Origin of the sequence: Streptomyces sp. NPDC048172 (genome assembly GCF_043202595.1) — a bacterium.
In the GTDB taxonomy this organism is placed as follows: Bacteria; Actinomycetota; Actinomycetes; order Streptomycetales; family Streptomycetaceae; genus Streptomyces.
Window position 1 is genome coordinate 70,194 of sequence record NZ_JBIDAT010000002.1, and the last position, 18,690, is coordinate 88,883.

The window sequence follows — 18,690 nt, forward strand, 5'->3', positions numbered from 1 at the left end:
GGGGGGGGGGGGGTGGGGGGGGGGGGCCCGCCCCCCCCCCCCCCCCCGGGGGGGGGGGGGGGGGGGGCCCACCCCCGCGACAAGCCACGACGACGGCCGCGGCCTGCAACGCCACCGCACGGGGCAGCCCCTGCCCAGTGATATACGGCTAGCCCCGTTCGGTCACGGCACGACCACGATCTTGCGGCCCTTGCCCGCCGCGAAGCGGTCCAGGGCCGCCGGGTAGTCGTCGAGCGGGAGCCGGTCCGAGATGAAGAGGTCCGGGTCGAGGACGCCGCCCGCGAAGAGTTCGGCGGCGCGCTCGTAGCTGTGCAGGACGGCCATCGAGCCGGTGATGGTGATCTCCTGGTTGTAGATCTTGTACGGCTCGATGGTCGCCGTCGTCGCGTAGTCGGAGACCCCGAACTGGAGGAAGGTGCCCGCCTTGGCGACGCGGCCCAGGCCGTCCTGGATCGCGGCGGCGTTGCCGGTGGCGTCGACGACGAGGTCCCAGCCGCCGCGCTCGGCGAGGTCCAGTTCGTCGGCGTTCGCGGCGGAGGAGGAGCAGCCCAGCTTCTGGGCCGTGGCGAGCCGTTCGGGGTTGAGGTCGAGGACGTCGACGCTGGCGGCGCCGGTCCGCTTGGCCAGCTCCAGCATCATCAGGCCCATCGTCCCGGAGCCGTAGATGAGGACGTGGGAGCCGAGCTGGGACTTGAGCACGTCGTAGCCGCGTACGGCGCAGGACAGCGGCTCGATGAGCGCGGCGTCCTGGGTACGGACGTGGTCGGGGAGCTTGACGCAGTTGGCGACGGGCGCGAGCGCGTACTCGGCGGCGCCGCCCGCCCTGGTGACGCCGATGGCATTCCAGCGGTCGCAGAGGTTGTTGTGGCCGCTGCGGCAGTAGCGGCACTCGTGGCAGTAGAGCGAGGGGTCGACGGCGACGCGGTCGCCCTCGGCCAGCTCGGTGACGTCCGTGCCGAGGGCGACGACCTCGCCCGCGAACTCATGGCCCGGCACCAGGGGCAGCGAGGGTGCGAACTCGCCCTGGCGGATGTGCAGATCGGTGCCGCACAGCCCGCACGCGGCCACCCTCACCACCACCTCGCGCGGACCTGGCGTGGGGTCGGGCACGGTGGTGAGGGAGACGTTGCCCACGGATTCGACGAGGGCTGCCTTCATTTCACGGCTCCTAGCGACAGGCCCTGGACCAGCTTGTCCTGGGCGGCGAACCCCGCGGCGAGAACCGGCAGGGAGATGACGAGCGACGCGGCGCACACCTGCGCCAGGAAGAGGCCCTGGCTGGTGATGAAGCCGGTCAGGAAGACGGGCGCGGTCTGGGCGACGACGCCCGTGAGCACCCGTGCGAAGAGGAGTTCGTTCCAGCTGAAGATGAAGCAGATCAGCGCGGTCGCGGCGATGCCCGGCGCGGCGACGGGCGCGATGACGCGGAGCAGGATCTGCGGCAGCCGCGCCCCGTCGATCCGCGCGGCCTCGATCAGCGCGACGGGCACCTCGGCGAGGAACGACTGGCACATCCACACCGCGATCGGCAGGTTCATCGAGGTGTAGAGGATGACCAGCAGCCAGATGTTGTCGAGGAAGCCGGTGTTCTTGGCGAAGAGGTAGATCGGCAGGATGCCCGCGACGACCGGCAGCATCTTCGTGGAGAGGAAGAAGAAGAGCACGTCGGTCCACTTGCGTACGCGCCGGATGGAGAGCGCGTACGCCGCAGGGAGCGCGAGGACCAGCACGAAGGCCGTCGAGACCAGCGAGGCGGTCAGCGAGTTGGCCAGCGCGTACCAGGGCGTGGGCCCGCCCCCGGCGCCGAAGAAGGTGCGGTAGCCGTCGAGGGTGAGCGGCGCCGCGAGCGAGGGCGGGTTGGTGGCGGCGTCGGACTCGGAGTGGAAGGACGTCAGCAGCATCCACAGCAGGGGCAGCGCGAAGAGAATGCCGACGACCCAGGCGAGCAGCCCGAGCCCGGCGTTGCGGCGCCGCTGCTTGGCGGTGGCTACGGGCTCGGCGCCGGGCTTCTTCGCCGGGCGGGGCTTCACGGCGAGCGTGCTCATGAGGCGTACCCCTCCTCGCGGAACAGCGACGAGACGACGCGCAGCGCGACCGTCGCGATGATCAGCGAACCGATGACCACCAGGACACCGGCCGCCGAGGCGACGCCGTACTCATGGCCCTGGTAGAAGGTCTGGTAGATCGTGTACGGCAGGTTCGCGGTGCCGAGTCCCCCCGAGGTGAGGGTGAAGACGGCGTCGAAGTTCTGCACGATGTAGACCGTGCCGAGCAGCGCGCCCAGCTCCAGGTAGCGGCGCAGGTGCGGCAGCGTGATGAAGCGGAAGATCTGCCAGGCGTCGGCGCCGTCGATCCGCGCCGCCTCGATCGCGTCGGACGGGCGGCTCTGCAGCCCGGCGAGCAGGATCAGCATCATGAACGGCGTCCACTGCCAGATCAGCGAGATCTGGACGGCGCCGAGCGGCATGTCCGCGATCCAGTCGGGCTGCGGCGCGCTGTCCCCGAAGAGCCAGTGCAGGGCGCCGTTGAAGAGCCCGTACTCCGGGTTGTAGAGCACGTGCTTCCACAGCAGCGCCGCCGCGACGGGCACCACCAGGAACGGCGCGATCAGGAGCGTACGGACGATGCCGCGGCCCTTGAAGCTCCGGTCGAGCAGCAGTGCGATCAGCAGCCCGAGGACGAGGCTGGCGAGGACCACCACGACGGTCAGCAGGATCGTGGTGAGCACCGATTCGCGCAGGTCGGGGTCGGTGAGCACCTCGCCGTAGTTGCCGAGGCCGCCGAACGAACGGGCCTCGGGGTAGAGGGCGTTCCAGTCGAGGAACGAGATCACCAGCGTGGCGACCATGGGGAGCTGCGTGACGATGATCAGGAAGACCAGCGCGGGCAGCAGCGGGGCCCGGGTGACCCAGGCGCGCAGCCGGGCCGGGGGCCTGCCGGGCGCCGCGGGCGGCGTCTTGGGGCGGGGTGTCGGTGTGCGTACGGCGGTCGTCACTGGCCTCGCCCCTCGTACTCGTCGGAGACCTCCTGGGCCAGCCGCTGGGACTCCTTGAGCGCCGAGTCGACGGACGTGCGTCCGGCGATGGAGGCGCTCAGCTCCTGGGAGACCTTGGTGCCGAGGTCGGCGAACTCGGGTATGTCCACGAACTGGATGCCGATGGTGGGCCGCTTCTGCAGGCCCGGGTCGCGCGGGTTCGCCTCGCTGATGGCCTTGCGGGTGACCTCGCCGAAGGCGCCCGCTTCCTTGCGGTACTCGGGGATGCGGTACGTCGAGGCCCGCTTCCCGGCGGGCACGTTGGCCCAGCCGAACTCCTCGCCGACCAGGCGCTCGTACTTCTTGCTGGACGCCCAGGAGATGAACTTCCAGGCCTTGTCGGGGTTCCGGGACGCCTTCTGGATGCCCCAGGCCCAGGTGTAGAGCCAGCCGGAGGACTTCGTCTTCACGGTCGGCGCGGGTACGTAGCCGATCTTGCCCTTGACGGGCGACTTGGCGGCTTCGAGCGAGCCGGCACCGGCCGTGGCGTCGTACCACATGGCCGACTTGCCCTGCGTCATGTTGTTGAGGCACTCCGCGTAGCCGGACTGGGCGGCGCCGGACTGCCCGTGCTCGCGGACGAGGTCCACGTAGAACTTGGCGGCCTTCTTGAACCCGGGGCCGTCGAGCTCGGCGTTGTAGTCCTTGTCGAACCAGGTGCCGCCCATCGTGTTCACCATCGTGGTGAGCGGCGCGATCATCTCGCCCCAGCCGGGCAGGCCGCGCAGACAGATGCCGCTCATGCCCTTCTCGGCGCCGTCCGCCTTCGCCGCGAGCTTCTGGACCTGCTGCCAGGTGGGCCGCTTCGGCATGGTCAGACCGTGCTCCTTGAACACGTCCTTGCGGTACATGAGGAAGGACGACTCGCCGTAGAACGGCTGCGCGTACATCTGGCCGTCCTCGCCGGTGAGGGACTCGCGCAGGGGCGGCAGGATGTCCTTCTGGTCGAACGCCCTGTCCTTCTTCGTGTACGGGCCGAGGGGGCGCAGCCAGTCGTTCTTGGCGTAGATCGGCGTCTCGTAGTTGCTGATCGTGGCCACGTCGTACTGCCCGGCCTGGTTGGCGAAGTCCTGGCCGATCTTGTCGCGGACGTCGTTCTCGGGCAGCGTCGTGAACTTGACCTTGATGCCGGTCTCTTTGGTGAAGTGCTTCGCGGTGAGCTTCTGCAGCTCGGTCATCTGCGGGTTGTTCACCATGAGCACGTTGATGGTGTCGCCGCCGGTACCGAGGCTGCCCGCGCCCGCGCAGGCGGACAGCAGGGGGCCGGTCAGCGCTGCGGCGAGCGCGGCCGACAGCGCGGCCCGCGTCCTGAGTCGTCGGCTCTGACTGCGCATGGGGGCTCCTGGTCATAGACGTACATAAGGGTCATATGGGGCCGCGCGAGGGAAGGGCGGTGGGGGGAGTGGACTGGGGAATGGAGGAACGGGGGGAACGAGGAAACGGGGGAACGGGGGAACGGGGGAACGGGGGTCTCAGACGCGGATGACCTGCGGCCCCTGCAGCGCGTAACGGTGGGCCTCGGAGGCGGGCAGCCCGGTGGAGGTGACGATGGCCTCGAACTCGCCGACCTCCGCGAACCGGCAGAAGCTCACGGCCCCGAACTTCGTGTGCACCCCCGCGAACACCCGCCGCCGCGAGGCCCGTACGGCCTGCGCCTTCACCTCGCTCACGGCCGGATCGGGGGTGGTCAGGCCGTGCTCGCGGGAGATCCCGTTCGCGCCGACGAAGGCGAGGTCGATCACGAACGCGGCCAGCATCTTGGTCGTCCAGTGCTCGACGGTCGCGAGGGTGCCGCCCCGCACCCGCCCGCCGAGCAGCAGCACGGTGATCTCGTCGCGCGTCGCGAGCGCCCCGGCGGCGGCGAGCGAGGCGGTGACCACGGTCAGCGGTCGCCCCTCCGGCAGCGCCTCGGCGATGAGCTGGGGGGTGTAGCCCTCGTCGATGAACACGGTCTCGGCCTCGCCCAGCAGCTCGGCGGCCGCGGCGGCGATCCGGCGCTTCTCCGGGACGTGCAGGGTGGTGCGGAACGCGAGCGTCGTCTCGAAGCCCGCGCTCTCCACGGGGTAGGCCCCGCCGTGCGTACGGCGCAGCAGCCCGTGCGACTCCAGGACACGCAGGTCACGGCGGATCGTCTCCTTGGCGACGCCCAGCTCCTCGGCCAGCTCGGCGACGTCCACGGAGCCGGTGCGGCGGGCCTCGCCGACGATCTCCCGCTGGCGCTCCTCCGCGCTCCTCACGCTCACCACGCCCGCTCCCCTCACGCTCCGCTCCGTACGGTCAGCAACGTGCCCGTTCGGGCCCGTGTGGAGAGTTGTACCGGCCATGGTCCGGGCGGGCCAGGTTCGTCACGGGACCGTTCCTGCCCGAGTGCGCCCGGACCGCATATCGCCCCGCCCGAGGTCGCACGGCCTGCCCGGGGTCGGGGCCGGGCCCGTTCGGGCGGCCGAGTGCGCCCGTTCCGCGCCCGTTTCCCTTGCGGCGTGGCCCGATACGAACTCGCCACGGCCACCGCAAGGTTGGAATCGGCCCCGTGCCCGTACGGGCCGCGCGTTGCGACGGCACACGCCCCCGGAGCGCCGCGGCCCCGCCCCTCGGCGGTCATCGGGGCCCCTCGCGGTCTGGTAGTCTGCTTGGGCGACGTCACCCCTGGTGACGGGCCCCCACACCCCTCAAGGGAATCCCGTTGGGAGCACACGCAGCTCTGTGCGAGACTAGTGCTCGCGCAGAAGCGAAGAGCAAGGTCCTGTGGAGCAGTTTGGAGTGCTCGCCACCCTGTCAAGGTGGAGGCCGCGGGTTCAAATCCCGTCAGGACCGCGCGGCTGGGTAGCTCAGTTGGTACGAGCGTCCGCCTGAAAAGCGGAAGGTCGCCGGTTCGACCCCGGCCCCAGCCACCGCAGCCCTAGCAGGGCAGAAGGCCCCGAGGAGATCACTTCTCGGGGCCTTTCTCGTGCCTCCCGGAGGTGGAAGAACCGCCTCAAAACTGCCCTGGTCCTCCGGCTCCCGCGTTCCTAACGTCTCCAGGGCGGCGCGGTCATCGGCTCCGGCAGCCGCGCCACGCCCGTCACCGGATGCGACGACCTGGAGAAGGAGCACGCATGACGGACGACGTGAAGGCCCAGAAGTTCAGCACCCTCTTCCGCTGGTTCGACCAGAACGGGGACGGCCTGCTCACCCACGACGACCTCCAGAAGATGGCCGGGATGTTCGCCGGGCTGGCGCGCGAGGACGACAAGGAGAACGCGTCAGCCATGCGGACCGCCTTCGAGACGTGGTGGCGGTTGCTGCTCGCCCACGGCGATCCCGACGGAAGCGGACGGATCTCCAGGCAGGAGTTCATCACCGTCATGGAGGCCGAGGTGACGGACCCCCGGCACTTCGGGGAAGCCGTGCTGGCGATCGCCGACGCACTGATGCGGGCGCTGGACACCAACCAGGACGGAACACTGAGCCAGGCCGAGTACGTCCGGATGTACGACGTCCTGGGAATTCCCCCGGTGCACTCCGAGGCGGCGTTCCGCCTGCTCGACCTGGACGGGGACGGCTCGATCAGCCACGCCGAGTTCAGGTCCGCCATCAGGGAGTTCTACCTGAGCGCCGATCCGAAGGCCGCCGGGAACTGGCTGCTCGGTCCGATCGACGAGCCCAGCGCCTGACACCGTCCTGGCACCGGTCCTGACGGCTCAGGCCGGGGCCGCGTCCGCCGCGTGGCGGCTGGTGGGGCGGCCCCCCGGGTGGCGGTGGCGCCAGGTCCAGAAGACGGCGCAGGAGACCAGGGCCCAGGCGGCGAGGACCAGGTAGGGCTGGGCGAGCTGGTGGCCGGGGAAGTAGACGGCGGTGTGCTGGGCGTTCACCGAGGCGCCCGGCGGGAGCCAGCGGCCGATCTCGCCGAGGACCGAGGGCAGCAGGGGCCAGGAGACGGCGCCGCCCGAGGACGGGTTGCCGAGGAGGACCATGACGCCCCAGGTCGGGACCATCGCCCAGCGGCCGAAGAGCGTGTTGAACATCGTGAAGACCATCCCCGACGTGAACATCGTCAGGGCGAGGATCATCCACGACTGGACGAAGGGGAGCTGGACCGCGTCCAGGCCCCAGTCGACCACCGCCGCGATCACGAAGCCGCCCAGCAGGGCGTAGGCGACGGTGAACGCGATCCGTTCGGGCGGGTTCAGCGCGCGGGCGTGGACGCTGAGCTGGATCGCGCCGACGAAGCCGATGATCACGGCGGCCAGCGAGATGTAGAAGATCGCCAGCCCGCGCGGATCGCCCTTGCCCAGGGGTTTCAGGTCCCTCACCTGGACCTCGACGCCGATCTTCTTCCCCACCTGCGGACCGGCCTGCTGGAGGAGCTGGGCGACCGAGGAGCCGGACGCGCTGGAGATGTCCAGCTCGACGCCCTTGGGCCGCTCGGCCCGCATGACCGCGAAGACCTCCTGGCGTTCGATCGCGTCCTCGGCCTCGGCCTGGGACGCGTAGTGGTGGAGCTCCAGCGAGGAGCCGAGCGCCTTCTCCATGCCCTGGATGAAGGCCGCCCGGTCCCGCTGGCTCTCCGCCTTCCCGACCACCGCCGTGGGGATGTGGTGCGGGGTCGGGTTGGCCATGGCGTACGTGTACGAGCCCGCGAAGAGCCCGGCCGCCGCGGCGAGGATCAGCACCAGCACGGACGCGGGGAAGAACGGGGACGCCTTGAAGGCGTGCCAGCGCCCCTGCGCCGTGGGCTTTCTGCCGTGCGCCCCGTGCGCGGAGGGTTCCCCGTGCCCCGACTCGTTCTGCTGTCGCTCGCTCATGCGAGTCAGGTTAAAACAGGATCATTTACTTTCTTTCGGACATTTCTTCCCGGGGTGGTGCCCCGTCCTCGCCTCCGTTCCCCGCGCGCCAGCGCCACAGCACCAGGCCCGCCGCCACCGCCGCCAGAACCCCCAGCAGGGCGGCGTCCGGCACCGCGTTGCCCACCTTCTTCGCCCACTGCTCCGCCGCGAAGGCGCCGTCCACGTCCGTCAGTCCGGGCAGCCCCGCCGCGCCGTCGAAGGCGAGGAAGAGCGCACCCAGAAGGATGAAGAAGAGCCCCGAGAGGAGCGAGGTCGTGTGCAGGCGCACCCTGCCGAGTGCCAGCTCGCGCCCGCGCAGCCAGCGGCGCCCGCCCAGGTCGAAGCGCTCCCAGAGCAGCGCCAGCAGGAACAGCGGCACCGCCATGCCCAGCGCGTACACCGCCAGCAGCATCCCGCCGTAGACCGGGTTGCCGCTGACCGCCGCGACCGTCAGCACGCTGCCCAGGATGGGCCCGGCGCAGAAGCCCGCGAGGCCGTAGACCGCGCCGAGCGCGTAGACCGAGACGACCGTCGTCGGACGGATGCGGCCCGACATCTCCTGGAGGCGGCGCGGCGCGAAGCCGAGGCCCAGGATCTGTGCCACGCCGAGCGCGATGATCAGCCAGCCGCCCACCGCGATGAGCGTGTCCCGGTGCCCGTAGAAGAACCGCCCGGCGTACGAGCCCGCGGCGCCCAGCGGCACCAGGGTGGTGGCCAGGCCCAGGTAGAAGACGCCGGTACGGGCGAGCAGCTTGCCCGCCGAGCCGATCGAGTACGCGAAGAAGGCGGGCAGCAGCAGCGCGCTGCACGGGCTGAGCAGGGCGAGGAGTCCGCCGAGGAACGCCGCGAGGTACCCGACGTCCATCAGCCCTTCCCGCCCTTCGCGCCGTCCTTCTTCTTCGCCTCGGCCGCCTTCGCCGCGCGCTCGATCGCGTCCGTGAAGACCTCGTCCGGCTGCGCGCCCGAGATCGGCTCGCCGTTGACGAGGAAGGCGGGGGTGGAGGAGGCGCCGAGGCCGTAGGCCTCGTTCCGGTCCTTGTCGAGGCTCTTCTTCGCGGCCTCGCTCGCCCGGTCCTTGTCGAACTTGTCGAGGTCCTTGACGCCCGCCTCCTTGGCGATGTCGCGCAGATGGCCGTCGGAGAAGCCGTTCTTCTCGTTGCCCTTGTCGGCGTAGACGGTGTTGTAGAACTCCCAGAAGCGGCCCTGCTCCCCCGCGGCCCAGCCCGCGAGCGCGGCCCGCTCGGAGCCCTTGCCGAAGATCGGGAAGTTGCGCCATTCGATGCGCAGCAGCCCCTTGTCGATGTACTTCTTCTCCAGCTTCGGCTCGGTGTCGCGCGCGAACTTGCCGCAGAACGAGCAGCCGAAGTCCGCGTACTCGATCATCACGACCGGCGCGTCCTTGTCGCCCCGCGCGAGCGGGTCACCGCCGTCCCGGCGCGCGAGCTTCATCAGCGCGGGGTCGCCGGACGAGGTGTCCTCCTTGCCGTGCAGGGTGGCGTTGTCGCCGGAGCCGCCGCCGGAACCGCTGTCGTCGCCGTTGACGGCGTACTGCGACAGCCATCCGGCGAGCAGCGCGACGACGGCCACGAGGACGCCGATGACCAGGCCCTTGCGGTTCTTGACGGACGTGGACTTGGTGGTGGAAGGCATGAGGGAACTCCTGTGACTCCCGGGGAGGGAGTGAAGGTCGAGGGAAGGAAGTCTTCAGGCGGACGGCGCCGGTACGGGGGCCGGGCAGGCGACCTCGCCCGCGAGCCGCCGTACGACGGCGACCGCGAGCAGCGCCAGCGAGGCGACGGCCAGCAGCGGCTGCACGGGCTGCCAGACGTTCAGCGCACCGGACGTACCGAGCGCGAGCAGCACGAGCTTGTTGCACACGGGGCAGCCGACGGCGAAGAAGCCGAGCAGCCCGCCCACGGTGCCGAGCCGCGAGCCGTCGCCCCGTATCGCCTCGCCCCGTACCGCCTCCTGACGGCGGCCCGTACGGACGTACGTCGCCAGCAGCACCCCGGCGAGGGCGGCGGTCACGGCGAGCACCGGGTAGCCCCACCACGGGGTGGCCACCGAGCGCGTGAAGAGGGGGTTCGGGATCACGGCGGTGGGCAGCCCGACCGCGAGCGCGGTGAATACGGCAGCCCCTGCGGCGACGCCCCAGCGGGACGCGGGCCAGCCGGCCACGGCGCGCAGGGCGAGCGGAAGTGAACGGGGCGGAAGTGAACGCATACGTGGGCGCATACGGACGTCACGTCTCCTGTCCTGGATACGGGTGTGAGCGGCCTGCCCCGGCACACACGTGTGCCGGGACGGCGCGTCTACACGCGCAGGACGGAGAGTTCCACGGGGGTCGGGGGCTGCGCCGGAGTGGGCCCCCGCGCGGGCGGCCGGGCGTGCGCGGTGCCGATCGCGGCGTGCGACTCGGGGACGAGGCAGGCCGACAGCACGAGCGCGAGGTTCTGCGCCCCGGAGGTGGGCGCGGGCACGGCCCCGTCGACGTCGCCCTTCTTCTGCTTGTGGCAGCCGGGCGCGTCCGGCGCGGTGTCCCCGGTACCGGGCTCCTCGTAAGAGGAGGCGGAGGAGGGGGCCGAGACCGAGGCGGCCCGGGGCGGAGCGTCCGCACCCGCCGACGCCGACGACGCCGACGACGGCGAAGCCGCGAACAGCGTCCCGCAGAGCAGCAGGAGCAGCCCTGCGACCAGGGCGAAGCCCCGCTCGGGGATGCGGCTCCGGCTCATCGGGGCTGACCTCTGCTCTCGCTCGTATCTCGCTCGTACGGCACGTTCCAGCGCCAGCCTAACGGGCTCGGACGGGGTGTCCCCCGTGCGCGGAGCCCGCGCGGAGCCTGTGCAGCGCCCCAAATGGTTCGCCAGTGAGTACCCGCTGGTGCGATCCTGGACCAGGTATGTCGACTTCCACGCCTCCCTCGCCCGCCGCTCTCAAGGCCCGCATCCCGGATCTCACGCTCCGCGACCAGACGCGTCTGGCGCGGCGCCTCGACGGCGCACGCAAGATCCGCAAGCCCGAGGCGCGCGCCGCCGTGCTCGCGGAGATCTCCGCGGCGATGGACGAGTCCGAGCTGCGCGTGACGGCCCGCAAGGAGTCCGTGCCGCGGATCACGTATCCCCCGCAGCTCCCCGTCAGCCAGAAGAAGGACGAGATCCTGGAGGCGATCCGCGACCACCAGGTCGTGATCGTCGCGGGCGAGACGGGCTCGGGCAAGACGACGCAGATCCCGAAGATCTGCATGGAGCTCGGGCGCGGGGTCCACGGCACGATCGGCCATACGCAGCCCCGCCGCCTCGCGGCGCGTACGGTCGCGGAGCGCGTCGCGGAGGAGCTGAAGTCGCAGCTCGGCGAGACCGTCGGCTGGAAGGTCCGCTTCACCGACCAGGTGAAGGACCACACGCTGGTCAAGCTGATGACGGACGGCATCCTGCTCGCGGAGATCCAGCAGGACCGCGAGCTGCGGCAGTACGACACGATCATCATCGACGAGGCCCACGAGCGCAGCCTCAACATCGACTTCCTGCTCGGCTATCTCGCGCAGCTCCTCCCCAAGCGCCCGGAGCTGAAGGTCGTCATCACCTCGGCGACGATCGATCCGGAGCGCTTCTCGCGGCACTTCGGGGACGCCCCGATCGTCGAGGTCAGCGGGCGTACGTATCCGGTCGAGGTGCGCTACCGCCCGCTCCTCGAAGAGGACTCCGAGGCGCCCGACCGCGACCAGGTCACCGCGATCAGCGACGCGGTCGACGAGCTGCACCGCGAGGAGCCCGGCGACATCCTCGTCTTCCTCTCCGGGGAGCGCGAGATCCGGGACACGGCGGACGCGCTGGAGAAGAAGTTCCGGGGCGGCCGCGGCATCCCCACCGAGATCCTGCCGCTCTACGCCCGCCTCTCGCACGCCGAGCAGCATCGCGTCTTCCAGTCCCACCCGGGCACCCGCCGCGTCGTCCTGGCGACGAACGTGGCGGAGACCTCCCTCACCGTCCCCGGCATCAAGTACGTGATCGACCCGGGCACCGCCCGTATCTCGCGCTACAGCCACCGCACCAAGGTCCAGCGCCTGCCCATCGAGCCGGTCAGCCAGGCCAGCGCCAACCAGCGCAAGGGCCGCTCGGGGCGTACGTCGGACGGCATCTGCGTCCGGCTGTACTCGGAGGACGACTTCCTCTCCCGCCCGGAGTTCACCGATCCGGAGATCGTCCGGACGAACCTGGCGTCGGTCATCCTGCAGATGGCGGCGGCCGGGCTCGGGGACATCGAGAAGTTCCCGTTCATCGACCCGCCGGACCACCGCAGCATCAAGGCGGGCGTGCAGCTCCTGGAGGAGCTGGGGGCCTTGGAGACCGGCAAGGACGGCGGCAAGGAGCACGGCAAAGACCGGCGGCTCACCCGGACCGGCCGCTCCCTCGCGCAGCTCCCGGTGGACCCGCGGCTGGCCCGGATGGTCCTGGAGGCCGACAAGAACGGCTGTGCGCGCGAGGTCATGGTCATCGCCGCCGCGCTCTCGATCCAGGACCCGCGCGAGCGCCCCGCCGACAAGCAGCAGCAGGCGGACCAGCAGCACGCCCGCTTCAAGGACGAGAGCAGCGACTTCCTGTCGTTCCTGAACCTGTGGCGGTACGTGAAGGAGCAGCAGAAGGCCCTCTCCTCCTCGGCCTTCCGCCGCATGTGCAAGTCGGAGTTCCTCAACTACCTGCGGATACGCGAGTGGCAGGACATCTACACGCAGCTGCGCCAGGTCGCCAGGAGCATGAAGATCCAGCTCGCCGAGGGCGACCAGGAACCGGCCCAGGACGCCGTCCACCAGTCGCTGCTCGCGGGGTTGCTGTCGCACATCGGGCTGAAGGACACGGAGAAGAACGAGTATCTGGGCGCGCGCAGCGCGAAGTTCGCGGTCTTCCCCGGCTCGGCCCTCTTCAAGAAGCCGCCGCGCTGGATCATGTCGGCCGAGCTGGTCGAGACCTCCCGCCTCTGGGCGCGGGTGAACGCGAAGATCGAGCCGGAGTGGATCGAGCCCCTCGCCGCCCACCTGGTCAAACGGACGTACAGCGAGCCGCACTGGGAGCAGAAGCAGGCCGCGGTGGTGGCGTTCGAGCGCGTGACGCTCTACGGGGTCCCGGTGGTGGCCCAGCGCAAGGTCTCCTACGGGCGCATCGATCCTGAGACCTCCCGCGACCTGTTCATCCGGCACGCGCTGGTCGAGGGCGACTGGCGGACGCACCATCAGTTCTTCCGTGACAACCGCAAACTGCTCGACGAGGTCGAGGAGCTGGAGCACCGCGCGCGGCGCCGCGACATCCTCGTCGACGACGAGACGCTCTACGACTTCTACGACCAGCGCGTGCCCGAGGACGTCGTCTCCGGGGCGCACTTCGACGCCTGGTGGAAGAAGAAGCGGCGCGACGAGCCCGACCTGCTCAACTTCGAGAAGTCGATGCTCATCAGCGACCGGGCCGAGGAGGTCTCCGCCTCCGACTACCCGGACGTGTGGCGCCAGGGCGGCCTGGTCCTGCCGGTGACCTACCAGTTCGAGCCCGGGGCCGACGCGGACGGCGTCACGGTGCACGTACCGCTCCAGGTGCTCAACCAGGTGACCCCGGAGGGCTTCGACTGGCAGATCCCGGGCCTGCGCGAGGACCTGGTCACCGAGCTGATCCGCTCGCTCCCCAAGCCGATCCGGCGCAACTACGTGCCGGCGCCCAACTTCGCCAAGCGCTTCCTGGAGACCGCGCGGCCGCTCCAGGAGCCGCTGCCGTACACGCTGGCGCGCGAGCTGAAGCGAATGGTCGGAGTCCCCCTCACGGCGCAGGACTTCGACCTGGCCAAGGTCCCGGACCACCTGAAGATCACCTTCCGGGTGACCGACGAGCGGCGCCGCAAGCTGGAGGAGAGCAAGGACCTGGAGGCGCTCCAGCTCAAGCTGAAGCCGCAGACGCAGCAGGCGCTCTCGAAGGCGTTCGACTCCTCGGAGCGCGCGCGGTCGCGCAAGGCGGCGCGCAAGGCGCAGGACGGCGCCCAGAGCGACGAGGGCCCGGCGCTCCCGGCGGGGGACTCCCCGCAGCGCGCCGGCCTCACGGACTGGACGCTGGGCGCCCTCTCGCGCACGTTCGAGACCCGGCGCGCGGGCCAGCCCGTGAAGGCGTACCCGGCGCTCGTGGACGAGGGCTCCTCGGTGGCCGTACGGCTCTTCGACACCGAGGCCGAGCAGCAGCAGGCGATGTGGCGCGGCACCCGCCGCCTCATCCTCCTCAACATCCCCTCGGACCCCGCCAAGTTCGCCCAGTCCAAGCTGGACAACCGGCAGAAGCTGGCCCTCTCCCGCTCCCCGCACGGCAGCGTGCAGGCCCTCTTCGAGGACTGCGTGACGGCCACCGCCGACCGCCTCATCGCGGCCCACGGCGGCCCGGCCTGGGACGAGGAGTCCTACCGCAAGCTCTTCGACGCGGTCCGCGCGGACCTCGTCGACGGCACGGTGCGCACGGTCCACCAGGTCCGGGAGGTCATGGCCGCCTGGCACTCCTGCGAGCAGCGGCTGCGCGGGACGACGAGCCCGGTCCTCGCCGAGTCAGCGGCGGACGTACGGCAGCAGCTCGACGGCCTCATCAAGCCGGGCTTCGTCACGGAGCACGGCGCGGGCCGCCTCCCGGACCTGATGCGGTACCTGGTCGCCGCCGACCGCCGCCTCCAGCAGCTCCCGCACAACGTCGAGCGCGACCGCACCCGCATGGCCAAGGTCCGCGAGATGTGGGACGAGTACCTGTGGCTGCTGGAACAGTTCCCGCCCGGCCGTCCCGTTCCCCGCGCGGCGCGGGACGTGCGCTGGATGGTGGAGGAGCTGCGGGTCAGCTACTTCGCCCACGCGCTGGGCACGGCGTACCCGGTCTCGGACAAGCGGATCATGAAGGCCGTGGACGCGGCCGCGCCGTAGTGCGGCGGGCACGCAGAGTGAGTTCGCTCTGCGCCCCTGACCTGCTGTAGAGTCTCGTTTCGCGCCAAGCGCGCAAGAGCAAGGTCCTGTGGAGCAGTTTGGAGTGCTCGCCACCCTGTCAAGGTGGAGGCCGCGGGTTCAAATCCCGTCAGGACCGCAATGAGGGCCCACGCCGGAGACGGTGTGGGCCCTTCTTCGTGCCGTTTCGTCCGCCCCGTCGTGCTTCCGGCATACGTCCCCCTCCGTGCCGCTCGCTCTTTCCGGTGGCCTATACGCACGGCTCTTGCGGTTGACGGCCGTACGGGGCCGGGGTACCTCTACTAGAGGAGGTGCGGCGGATGACGACGGCTCCAATTTCCCCCCGGCGGCACGAGACCAAGGCGCTCCTGCGCGCGCATCTGGCTGCCGCCACGCGGTACCGGCACGTGACGCGCCACTGCCCGATCTGCCACCGGCTCCTGCGCCTGGCGATGGAGTCCGAGGACAAGGGGCCCTCTGCCAAGTGACCAGCCCTTAGGCGCTCTTTATCGCAGCGCCGCAGGCCGCGACAAGAGTGCGCCGCTGTGACGGGTGTCACCGAACTCACCTGTACTGACGGGGAACTTGAGGCACCCTCACACCTCGTCAATTTTATATGTGCAATTGCACCACTCCCCTGACACCCTTCACCGAAGCCGATCACGGTCGATCAGCAGCATCCAAGAGCGGGCACAAGAAGGGCAGTCGGCGCTCCTCGACGGGCACGGAACGGGCACCGGAGGAGCGCACAAAAAAGATCGCGCTGGACCCGGCGGAGTCCAGCGCGATCAACGAGCAAGCACTGTTGGGGCAGAGCCTGTCGTGTGGTGCTCAATGGGCGTCATGCGGGGTGGGGGCCCCGGAAACGCCCCTATATGGTGTTGTTTCGCCTGATCAAGCCTCGCTGCGCTGCTGCGGGATGCCCGCCAGCAGTGCGCGCACCTCCGCCTCGCGGTAGCGGCGGTGCCCTCCGAGCGTGCGGATGGACGTGAGCTTGCCCGCCTTTGCCCAGCGCGTGACCGTCTTGGGGTCCACACGGAACATCGTGGCAACCTCAGCCGGGGTCAACAGCGGCTCGGCATCAGGGGTGCGAGCGGTCATGAGCGGCCTCCTCGGGAGAACCGAACCATCACGGTTCTTTCCTCTAAATTCTGCACCTTGACCCGCGTTGCCCGAAATGGCGGACGCGAGCCGAGTCGGTTATAGGACGAACGGCTTGTCCTCGGCACTACAACTACACCATCTGTCCAGCCACGTCGGCCAAACCGATGGAATTGCCCTCTCAGGTGTTCAACCTCGGCGGAAGCCGATGGACCGTCCCATAGCGGACAGTCACACCGCCGTGACGATCAGTCACAGCGGGAGCAGGGGTCACCAGACCCACCAAGGAGCGCAATACCGATCTTTCCGCCCTTAGTTGGACGGAAGGAGCCCCGTGCGGACTCCTTGTCCTATTTTGACACGAGGGGTAGGTCTGAGAGCAAGACCCCGGTAAGTGCTGTCCATCACGCTTGGGGCAATAGCCCGGTTCAGGACGTAGGTCCTGGACGTGGCGTTCGCCACATCTCGCCCTCGCGTCGCCCTCGCGGCGCGCCCCGGCCCGCGTCTAGGACGCGAACTGGAGCTCCCTGACGGTCCGCCAGCGCTCCGTCAGCCGCTCGTACGCCTCGCCGGCCCGCTCGCCGTCCCCCTCGCGGAGCGCGGCGAGACCTTCCGCCACGTCAGCGGCAGAGTGGTCCCCCGCGAGCTGCTCCTCGGGGATCGCGTGGGCCAGTCCGCCGTAGTCCAGTTCGACCAGGGAACGCGGGTGGAACTCCTCCAGCCAGCGGCCTACATCTACCAGTCCGTCGACGAGCGGCCCTTCCTCCAGTTCCTCGCGGAGCACTTTCAGGCCACGCGCGAGACGACGCCGCGCCTCGACCATGGGTGTCCGGTACCGGAGGACGAACTGCTGTCCGCTCTCCTCACCCGATTCCGGCTTGGCAAACTCCCTTTCTTCGTCCACGAAGAGTACGAACCACCGGACCGGCACATGCCACAGCGCCGTACGGATCCACGGACGCGCGTCGGGGTTGTGCTCGCGCCAGCGCTCGTAGTCGGCCGCCGCCTGCCGCCGTACGACCGGGGGGAGCGCCGCGTCGAGCACGGTCTGCGGCAGCGCCAGCTCGCGGTCGCCCGCGGCCTGGGAGAGCGCGGCGAGGGACTGCCAGCTCCGCAGCCGGGTGCGCCAGGGGCAGACGCACGTCACACCGTCCACATCCGCCACGAACGCCTCGGCGCTCTCCCGCACGGGGACCACCACGGGCGGCACGGGCAGCAAGTCGGCGAGCGCGCGGCGGACTTCGTCCTGGGCGGTCGGGAAACGCTCGCGCTTGGCGTACGCGATCCAGTGCGACCGCTCGGGCTCGGGGAACGCGGCGAGCGGCTCATAGACCCGCAGATAAGCGGCGTACGGGACGATGACCGACGCTTTCTCAGCCACGCACTCCTCCAAAAGGGCCGGTGTCTTCAGAAAAGACCGGTGCGGACAAGCCTGGGAGACAGTTGACTACCCCGATTGTGGGACCGCAACGTGCCCGCGACGCGCAGGTCGTACGCTTCTGACGACCGGCCCTCCCCCTGGCCTTCTCCTGCCACAAGCGGGTGGGCCCGGCAGAGGGTTATCCACCGCGAATACAGGAGTCACCACCGTGACCGACGTACGTGAGACTGTCAGCGTGGACACGTCGAGCGATCCGTTCCTCCACACTCTTTTCCACTCGGACCAGGGCGGGCACGAGCAGGTCGTGCTCTGCCAGGACCGGGCGAGCGGCCTCAAGGCCGTCATCGCCCTGCACTCCACCGCGCTGGGCCCGGCCCTCGGCGGCACCCGCTTCCACGCGTACGCGGACGAGCGGAACCCCGAGGAGGCCGCCGTGCGCGACGCGCTCAACCTGGCGCGCGGGATGTCGTACAAGAACGCCATGGCCGGGCTCGACCACGGCGGCGGCAAGGCCGTGATCATCGGTGACCCCGAGAAGATCAAGACCGACGCCCTGCTGCGCGCCTACGGCCGCTTCGTGGCCTCTCTCGGCGGTCGCTACGTCACGGCCTGCGACGTCGGTACCTACGTCCAGGACATGGATGTAGTGGCGCAGGAGTGCCGGTGGACCACTGGCCGCTCGCCCGAGAACGGCGGCGCGGGCGACTCCTCCGTGCTCACCGCCTTCGGCGTCTACCAGGGCATGCGCGCCAGCGCCCAGCGCCTCTGGGGCGCCCCCACGCTGCGCGGCCGTACGGTCGGCGTCGCAGGCGTCGGCAAGGTCGGCCACCACCTGGTCGAGCACCTGATCGAGGACGGCGCGCGGGTGCTCGTGACGGATGTGCGCGAGGCCTCGGTGCGCCGCGTGCTCGACGCGCACCCCGAGGTGACGGCCGTCGCGGACACCGATGCGCTCATCCGGTCAGAAGGGCTGGATATCTACGCTCCCTGCGCCCTCGGCGGCGCGCTGAACGACGCGACCGTGCCGGTGCTCACCGCCCAGGCGGTCTGCGGCGCGGCCAACAACCAGCTCGCGCACCCCGGCGTCGAGAAGGACCTCGCCGACCGCGGGATCCTCTACGCGCCGGACTACGTCGTGAACTCCGGCGGCGTCATCCAGGTCGCGGACGAGCTCCACGGATTCGACTTCGCACGCGCTAAGGCAAAGGCCGCCGAGATCTTCGGCACGACCGTCTCGATCTTCGAGCGGGCCGCCGCGGACGGCATCCCCCCGGCCGCCGCCTCGGACCGTCTCGCGGAGCAGCGGATGGCCCAGGGGATGGCTGGATAACGCCGCTCACAGGGGCAGTGAGCGGCGTCTCACGACCCCTCGGCGGGTCGATCCGCTACAGGAAGGTAAAATCACCAGTGACCAGCGAAG

The 18,690-nt window shown here is 70.3% G+C and carries 16 protein-coding genes and 3 tRNA genes; 7 read left to right on the plus strand and 12 right to left on the minus strand.

Annotation, left to right across the window (positions count from 1 at the left end):
- Positions 1-162 precede the first annotated feature (162 nt).
- The 5 genes from ACGF3A_RS08805 to ACGF3A_RS08825 form a co-directional block, all read right to left on the minus strand.
- Positions 163-1,158 carry a zinc-dependent alcohol dehydrogenase family protein gene (locus tag ACGF3A_RS08805; RefSeq protein WP_393727368.1) on the minus strand — a complete coding sequence of 332 codons (996 nt, stop codon included), beginning with the start codon at positions 1,156-1,158 and terminating at the stop codon, positions 163-165.
- Entirely contained in the window at positions 1,155-2,045 is an 891-nt protein-coding gene (locus ACGF3A_RS08810) for a carbohydrate ABC transporter permease (RefSeq protein WP_393727370.1), read from the minus strand. The genes ACGF3A_RS08805 and ACGF3A_RS08810 overlap by 4 nt, the downstream gene beginning before the upstream one ends.
- Positions 2,042-2,995 carry a carbohydrate ABC transporter permease gene (locus tag ACGF3A_RS08815; RefSeq protein ID WP_393727372.1) on the minus strand — a complete coding sequence of 318 codons (954 nt, stop codon included), beginning with the start codon at positions 2,993-2,995 and terminating at the stop codon, positions 2,042-2,044. Before ACGF3A_RS08815 ends, ACGF3A_RS08810 begins: the two co-directional genes overlap by 4 nt.
- Positions 2,992-4,368: an ABC transporter substrate-binding protein gene (locus tag ACGF3A_RS08820; protein ID WP_393727374.1), complete on the minus strand. Its 1,377-nt coding sequence runs from the start codon at positions 4,366-4,368 to the stop codon at positions 2,992-2,994. Before ACGF3A_RS08820 ends, ACGF3A_RS08815 begins: the two co-directional genes overlap by 4 nt.
- Before the next feature lie 138 nt (positions 4,369-4,506).
- Positions 4,507-5,277, minus strand: a complete 771-nt coding sequence (locus ACGF3A_RS08825) for a DeoR/GlpR family DNA-binding transcription regulator (RefSeq protein ID WP_393727376.1) — start codon at positions 5,275-5,277, stop codon at positions 4,507-4,509.
- Between the two features lie 496 nt (positions 5,278-5,773).
- Here ACGF3A_RS08825 and ACGF3A_RS08830 point away from each other — a divergent pair.
- The 3 genes from ACGF3A_RS08830 (at position 5,774) to ACGF3A_RS08840 (ending at position 6,687) form a co-directional block, all read left to right on the plus strand.
- Positions 5,774-5,848, plus strand: a tRNA-Asp gene (locus ACGF3A_RS08830).
- A gap of 3 nt (positions 5,849-5,851) precedes the next feature.
- A tRNA-Phe gene (locus tag ACGF3A_RS08835) sits at positions 5,852-5,925 on the plus strand.
- A gap of 204 nt (positions 5,926-6,129) precedes the next feature.
- Entirely contained in the window at positions 6,130-6,687 is a 558-nt protein-coding gene (locus tag ACGF3A_RS08840) for an EF-hand domain-containing protein (RefSeq protein ID WP_393727378.1), read from the plus strand.
- Positions 6,688-6,714: 27 nt separating this feature from the next.
- On the opposite strand, the gene ACGF3A_RS08845 is transcribed toward ACGF3A_RS08840, so the two are convergent.
- From ACGF3A_RS08845 to ACGF3A_RS08865, 5 genes are all read right to left on the minus strand, one after another.
- Entirely contained in the window at positions 6,715-7,818 is a 1,104-nt protein-coding gene (locus ACGF3A_RS08845; RefSeq protein ID WP_393727380.1) for an ABC transporter permease, read from the minus strand.
- A gap of 25 nt (positions 7,819-7,843) precedes the next feature.
- A complete protein-coding gene (locus ACGF3A_RS08850; RefSeq protein ID WP_393727382.1) occupies positions 7,844-8,704 on the minus strand; it encodes a cytochrome c biogenesis CcdA family protein in 861 nt (286 codons plus the stop codon).
- Positions 8,704-9,489, minus strand: a complete 786-nt coding sequence (locus tag ACGF3A_RS08855) for a DsbA family protein (RefSeq protein WP_393727384.1) — start codon at positions 9,487-9,489, stop codon at positions 8,704-8,706. The genes ACGF3A_RS08850 and ACGF3A_RS08855 overlap by 1 nt, the downstream gene beginning before the upstream one ends.
- 54 nt (positions 9,490-9,543) lie before the next feature.
- Positions 9,544-10,062, minus strand: coding sequence for a hypothetical protein (locus ACGF3A_RS08860; protein WP_393727386.1), 519 nt, complete (start codon positions 10,060-10,062; stop codon positions 9,544-9,546).
- Positions 10,063-10,151: 89 nt separating this feature from the next.
- Positions 10,152-10,571 carry a hypothetical protein gene (locus ACGF3A_RS08865; RefSeq protein WP_393727388.1) on the minus strand — a complete coding sequence of 140 codons (420 nt, stop codon included), beginning with the start codon at positions 10,569-10,571 and terminating at the stop codon, positions 10,152-10,154.
- 167 nt (positions 10,572-10,738) lie between these two features.
- On the opposite strand from ACGF3A_RS08865, the gene hrpA reads away from it, so the two are divergent.
- The 3 genes from hrpA (at position 10,739) to ACGF3A_RS08880 (ending at position 15,276) form a co-directional block, all read left to right on the plus strand.
- Positions 10,739-14,770: an ATP-dependent RNA helicase HrpA gene (gene hrpA / locus ACGF3A_RS08870; protein WP_393727390.1), complete on the plus strand. Its 4,032-nt coding sequence runs from the start codon at positions 10,739-10,741 to the stop codon at positions 14,768-14,770.
- 82 nt (positions 14,771-14,852) lie between these two features.
- Positions 14,853-14,927, plus strand: a tRNA-Asp gene (locus ACGF3A_RS08875).
- Positions 14,928-15,108: 181 nt separating this feature from the next.
- Positions 15,109-15,276, plus strand: a complete 168-nt coding sequence (locus tag ACGF3A_RS08880; RefSeq protein ID WP_393727392.1) for a DUF6274 family protein — start codon at positions 15,109-15,111, stop codon at positions 15,274-15,276.
- A gap of 406 nt (positions 15,277-15,682) precedes the next feature.
- Here ACGF3A_RS08880 and bldC read toward each other — a convergent pair whose 3' ends face one another.
- Together bldC and ACGF3A_RS08890 are read right to left on the minus strand one after the other, a co-directional pair.
- Positions 15,683-15,889 (minus strand): developmental transcriptional regulator BldC, encoded by a 207-nt coding sequence (gene bldC / locus ACGF3A_RS08885; protein WP_003949541.1) that lies wholly within the window; start codon positions 15,887-15,889, stop codon positions 15,683-15,685.
- 505 nt (positions 15,890-16,394) lie between these two features.
- Positions 16,395-17,270 carry a hypothetical protein gene (locus ACGF3A_RS08890; protein ID WP_393727394.1) on the minus strand — a complete coding sequence of 292 codons (876 nt, stop codon included), beginning with the start codon at positions 17,268-17,270 and terminating at the stop codon, positions 16,395-16,397.
- Positions 17,271-17,478: 208 nt separating this feature from the next.
- Here ACGF3A_RS08890 and ACGF3A_RS08895 point away from each other — a divergent pair, with 208 nt between their 5' ends.
- On the plus strand, positions 17,479-18,600 hold the full coding sequence (locus ACGF3A_RS08895; protein ID WP_393727396.1) for a Leu/Phe/Val dehydrogenase: 1,122 nt from the start codon (positions 17,479-17,481) through the stop codon (positions 18,598-18,600).
- Positions 18,601-18,690 lie beyond the last annotated feature (90 nt).

Excerpts from the sequence above, each read along its gene's own strand:
- ACGF3A_RS08805 (WP_393727368.1), bottom strand. The coding sequence starts at position 1,158 with ATGAAGGCAGCCCTCGTCGAATCCGTGGGCAACGTCTCCCTCACCACC.
- ACGF3A_RS08810 (WP_393727370.1), bottom strand. The coding sequence starts at position 2,045 with ATGAGCACGCTCGCCGTGAAGCCCCGCCCGGCGAAGAAGCCCGGCGCC.
- ACGF3A_RS08820 (WP_393727374.1), bottom strand. The coding sequence starts at position 4,368 with ATGCGCAGTCAGAGCCGACGACTCAGGACGCGGGCCGCGCTGTCGGCC.
- ACGF3A_RS08840 (WP_393727378.1), top strand. The coding sequence starts at position 6,130 with ATGACGGACGACGTGAAGGCCCAGAAGTTCAGCACCCTCTTCCGCTGG.
- ACGF3A_RS08845 (WP_393727380.1), bottom strand. The coding sequence starts at position 7,818 with ATGAGCGAGCGACAGCAGAACGAGTCGGGGCACGGGGAACCCTCCGCG.
- ACGF3A_RS08850 (WP_393727382.1), bottom strand. The coding sequence starts at position 8,704 with ATGGACGTCGGGTACCTCGCGGCGTTCCTCGGCGGACTCCTCGCCCTG.
- ACGF3A_RS08855 (WP_393727384.1), bottom strand. The coding sequence starts at position 9,489 with ATGCCTTCCACCACCAAGTCCACGTCCGTCAAGAACCGCAAGGGCCTG.
- ACGF3A_RS08860 (WP_393727386.1), bottom strand. The coding sequence starts at position 10,062 with ATGCGTTCACTTCCGCCCCGTTCACTTCCGCTCGCCCTGCGCGCCGTG.
- ACGF3A_RS08865 (WP_393727388.1), bottom strand. The coding sequence starts at position 10,571 with ATGAGCCGGAGCCGCATCCCCGAGCGGGGCTTCGCCCTGGTCGCAGGG.
- hrpA (WP_393727390.1), top strand. The coding sequence starts at position 10,739 with ATGTCGACTTCCACGCCTCCCTCGCCCGCCGCTCTCAAGGCCCGCATC.
- ACGF3A_RS08880 (WP_393727392.1), top strand. The coding sequence starts at position 15,109 with ATGACGACGGCTCCAATTTCCCCCCGGCGGCACGAGACCAAGGCGCTC.
- bldC (WP_003949541.1), bottom strand. The coding sequence starts at position 15,889 with ATGACCGCTCGCACCCCTGATGCCGAGCCGCTGTTGACCCCGGCTGAG.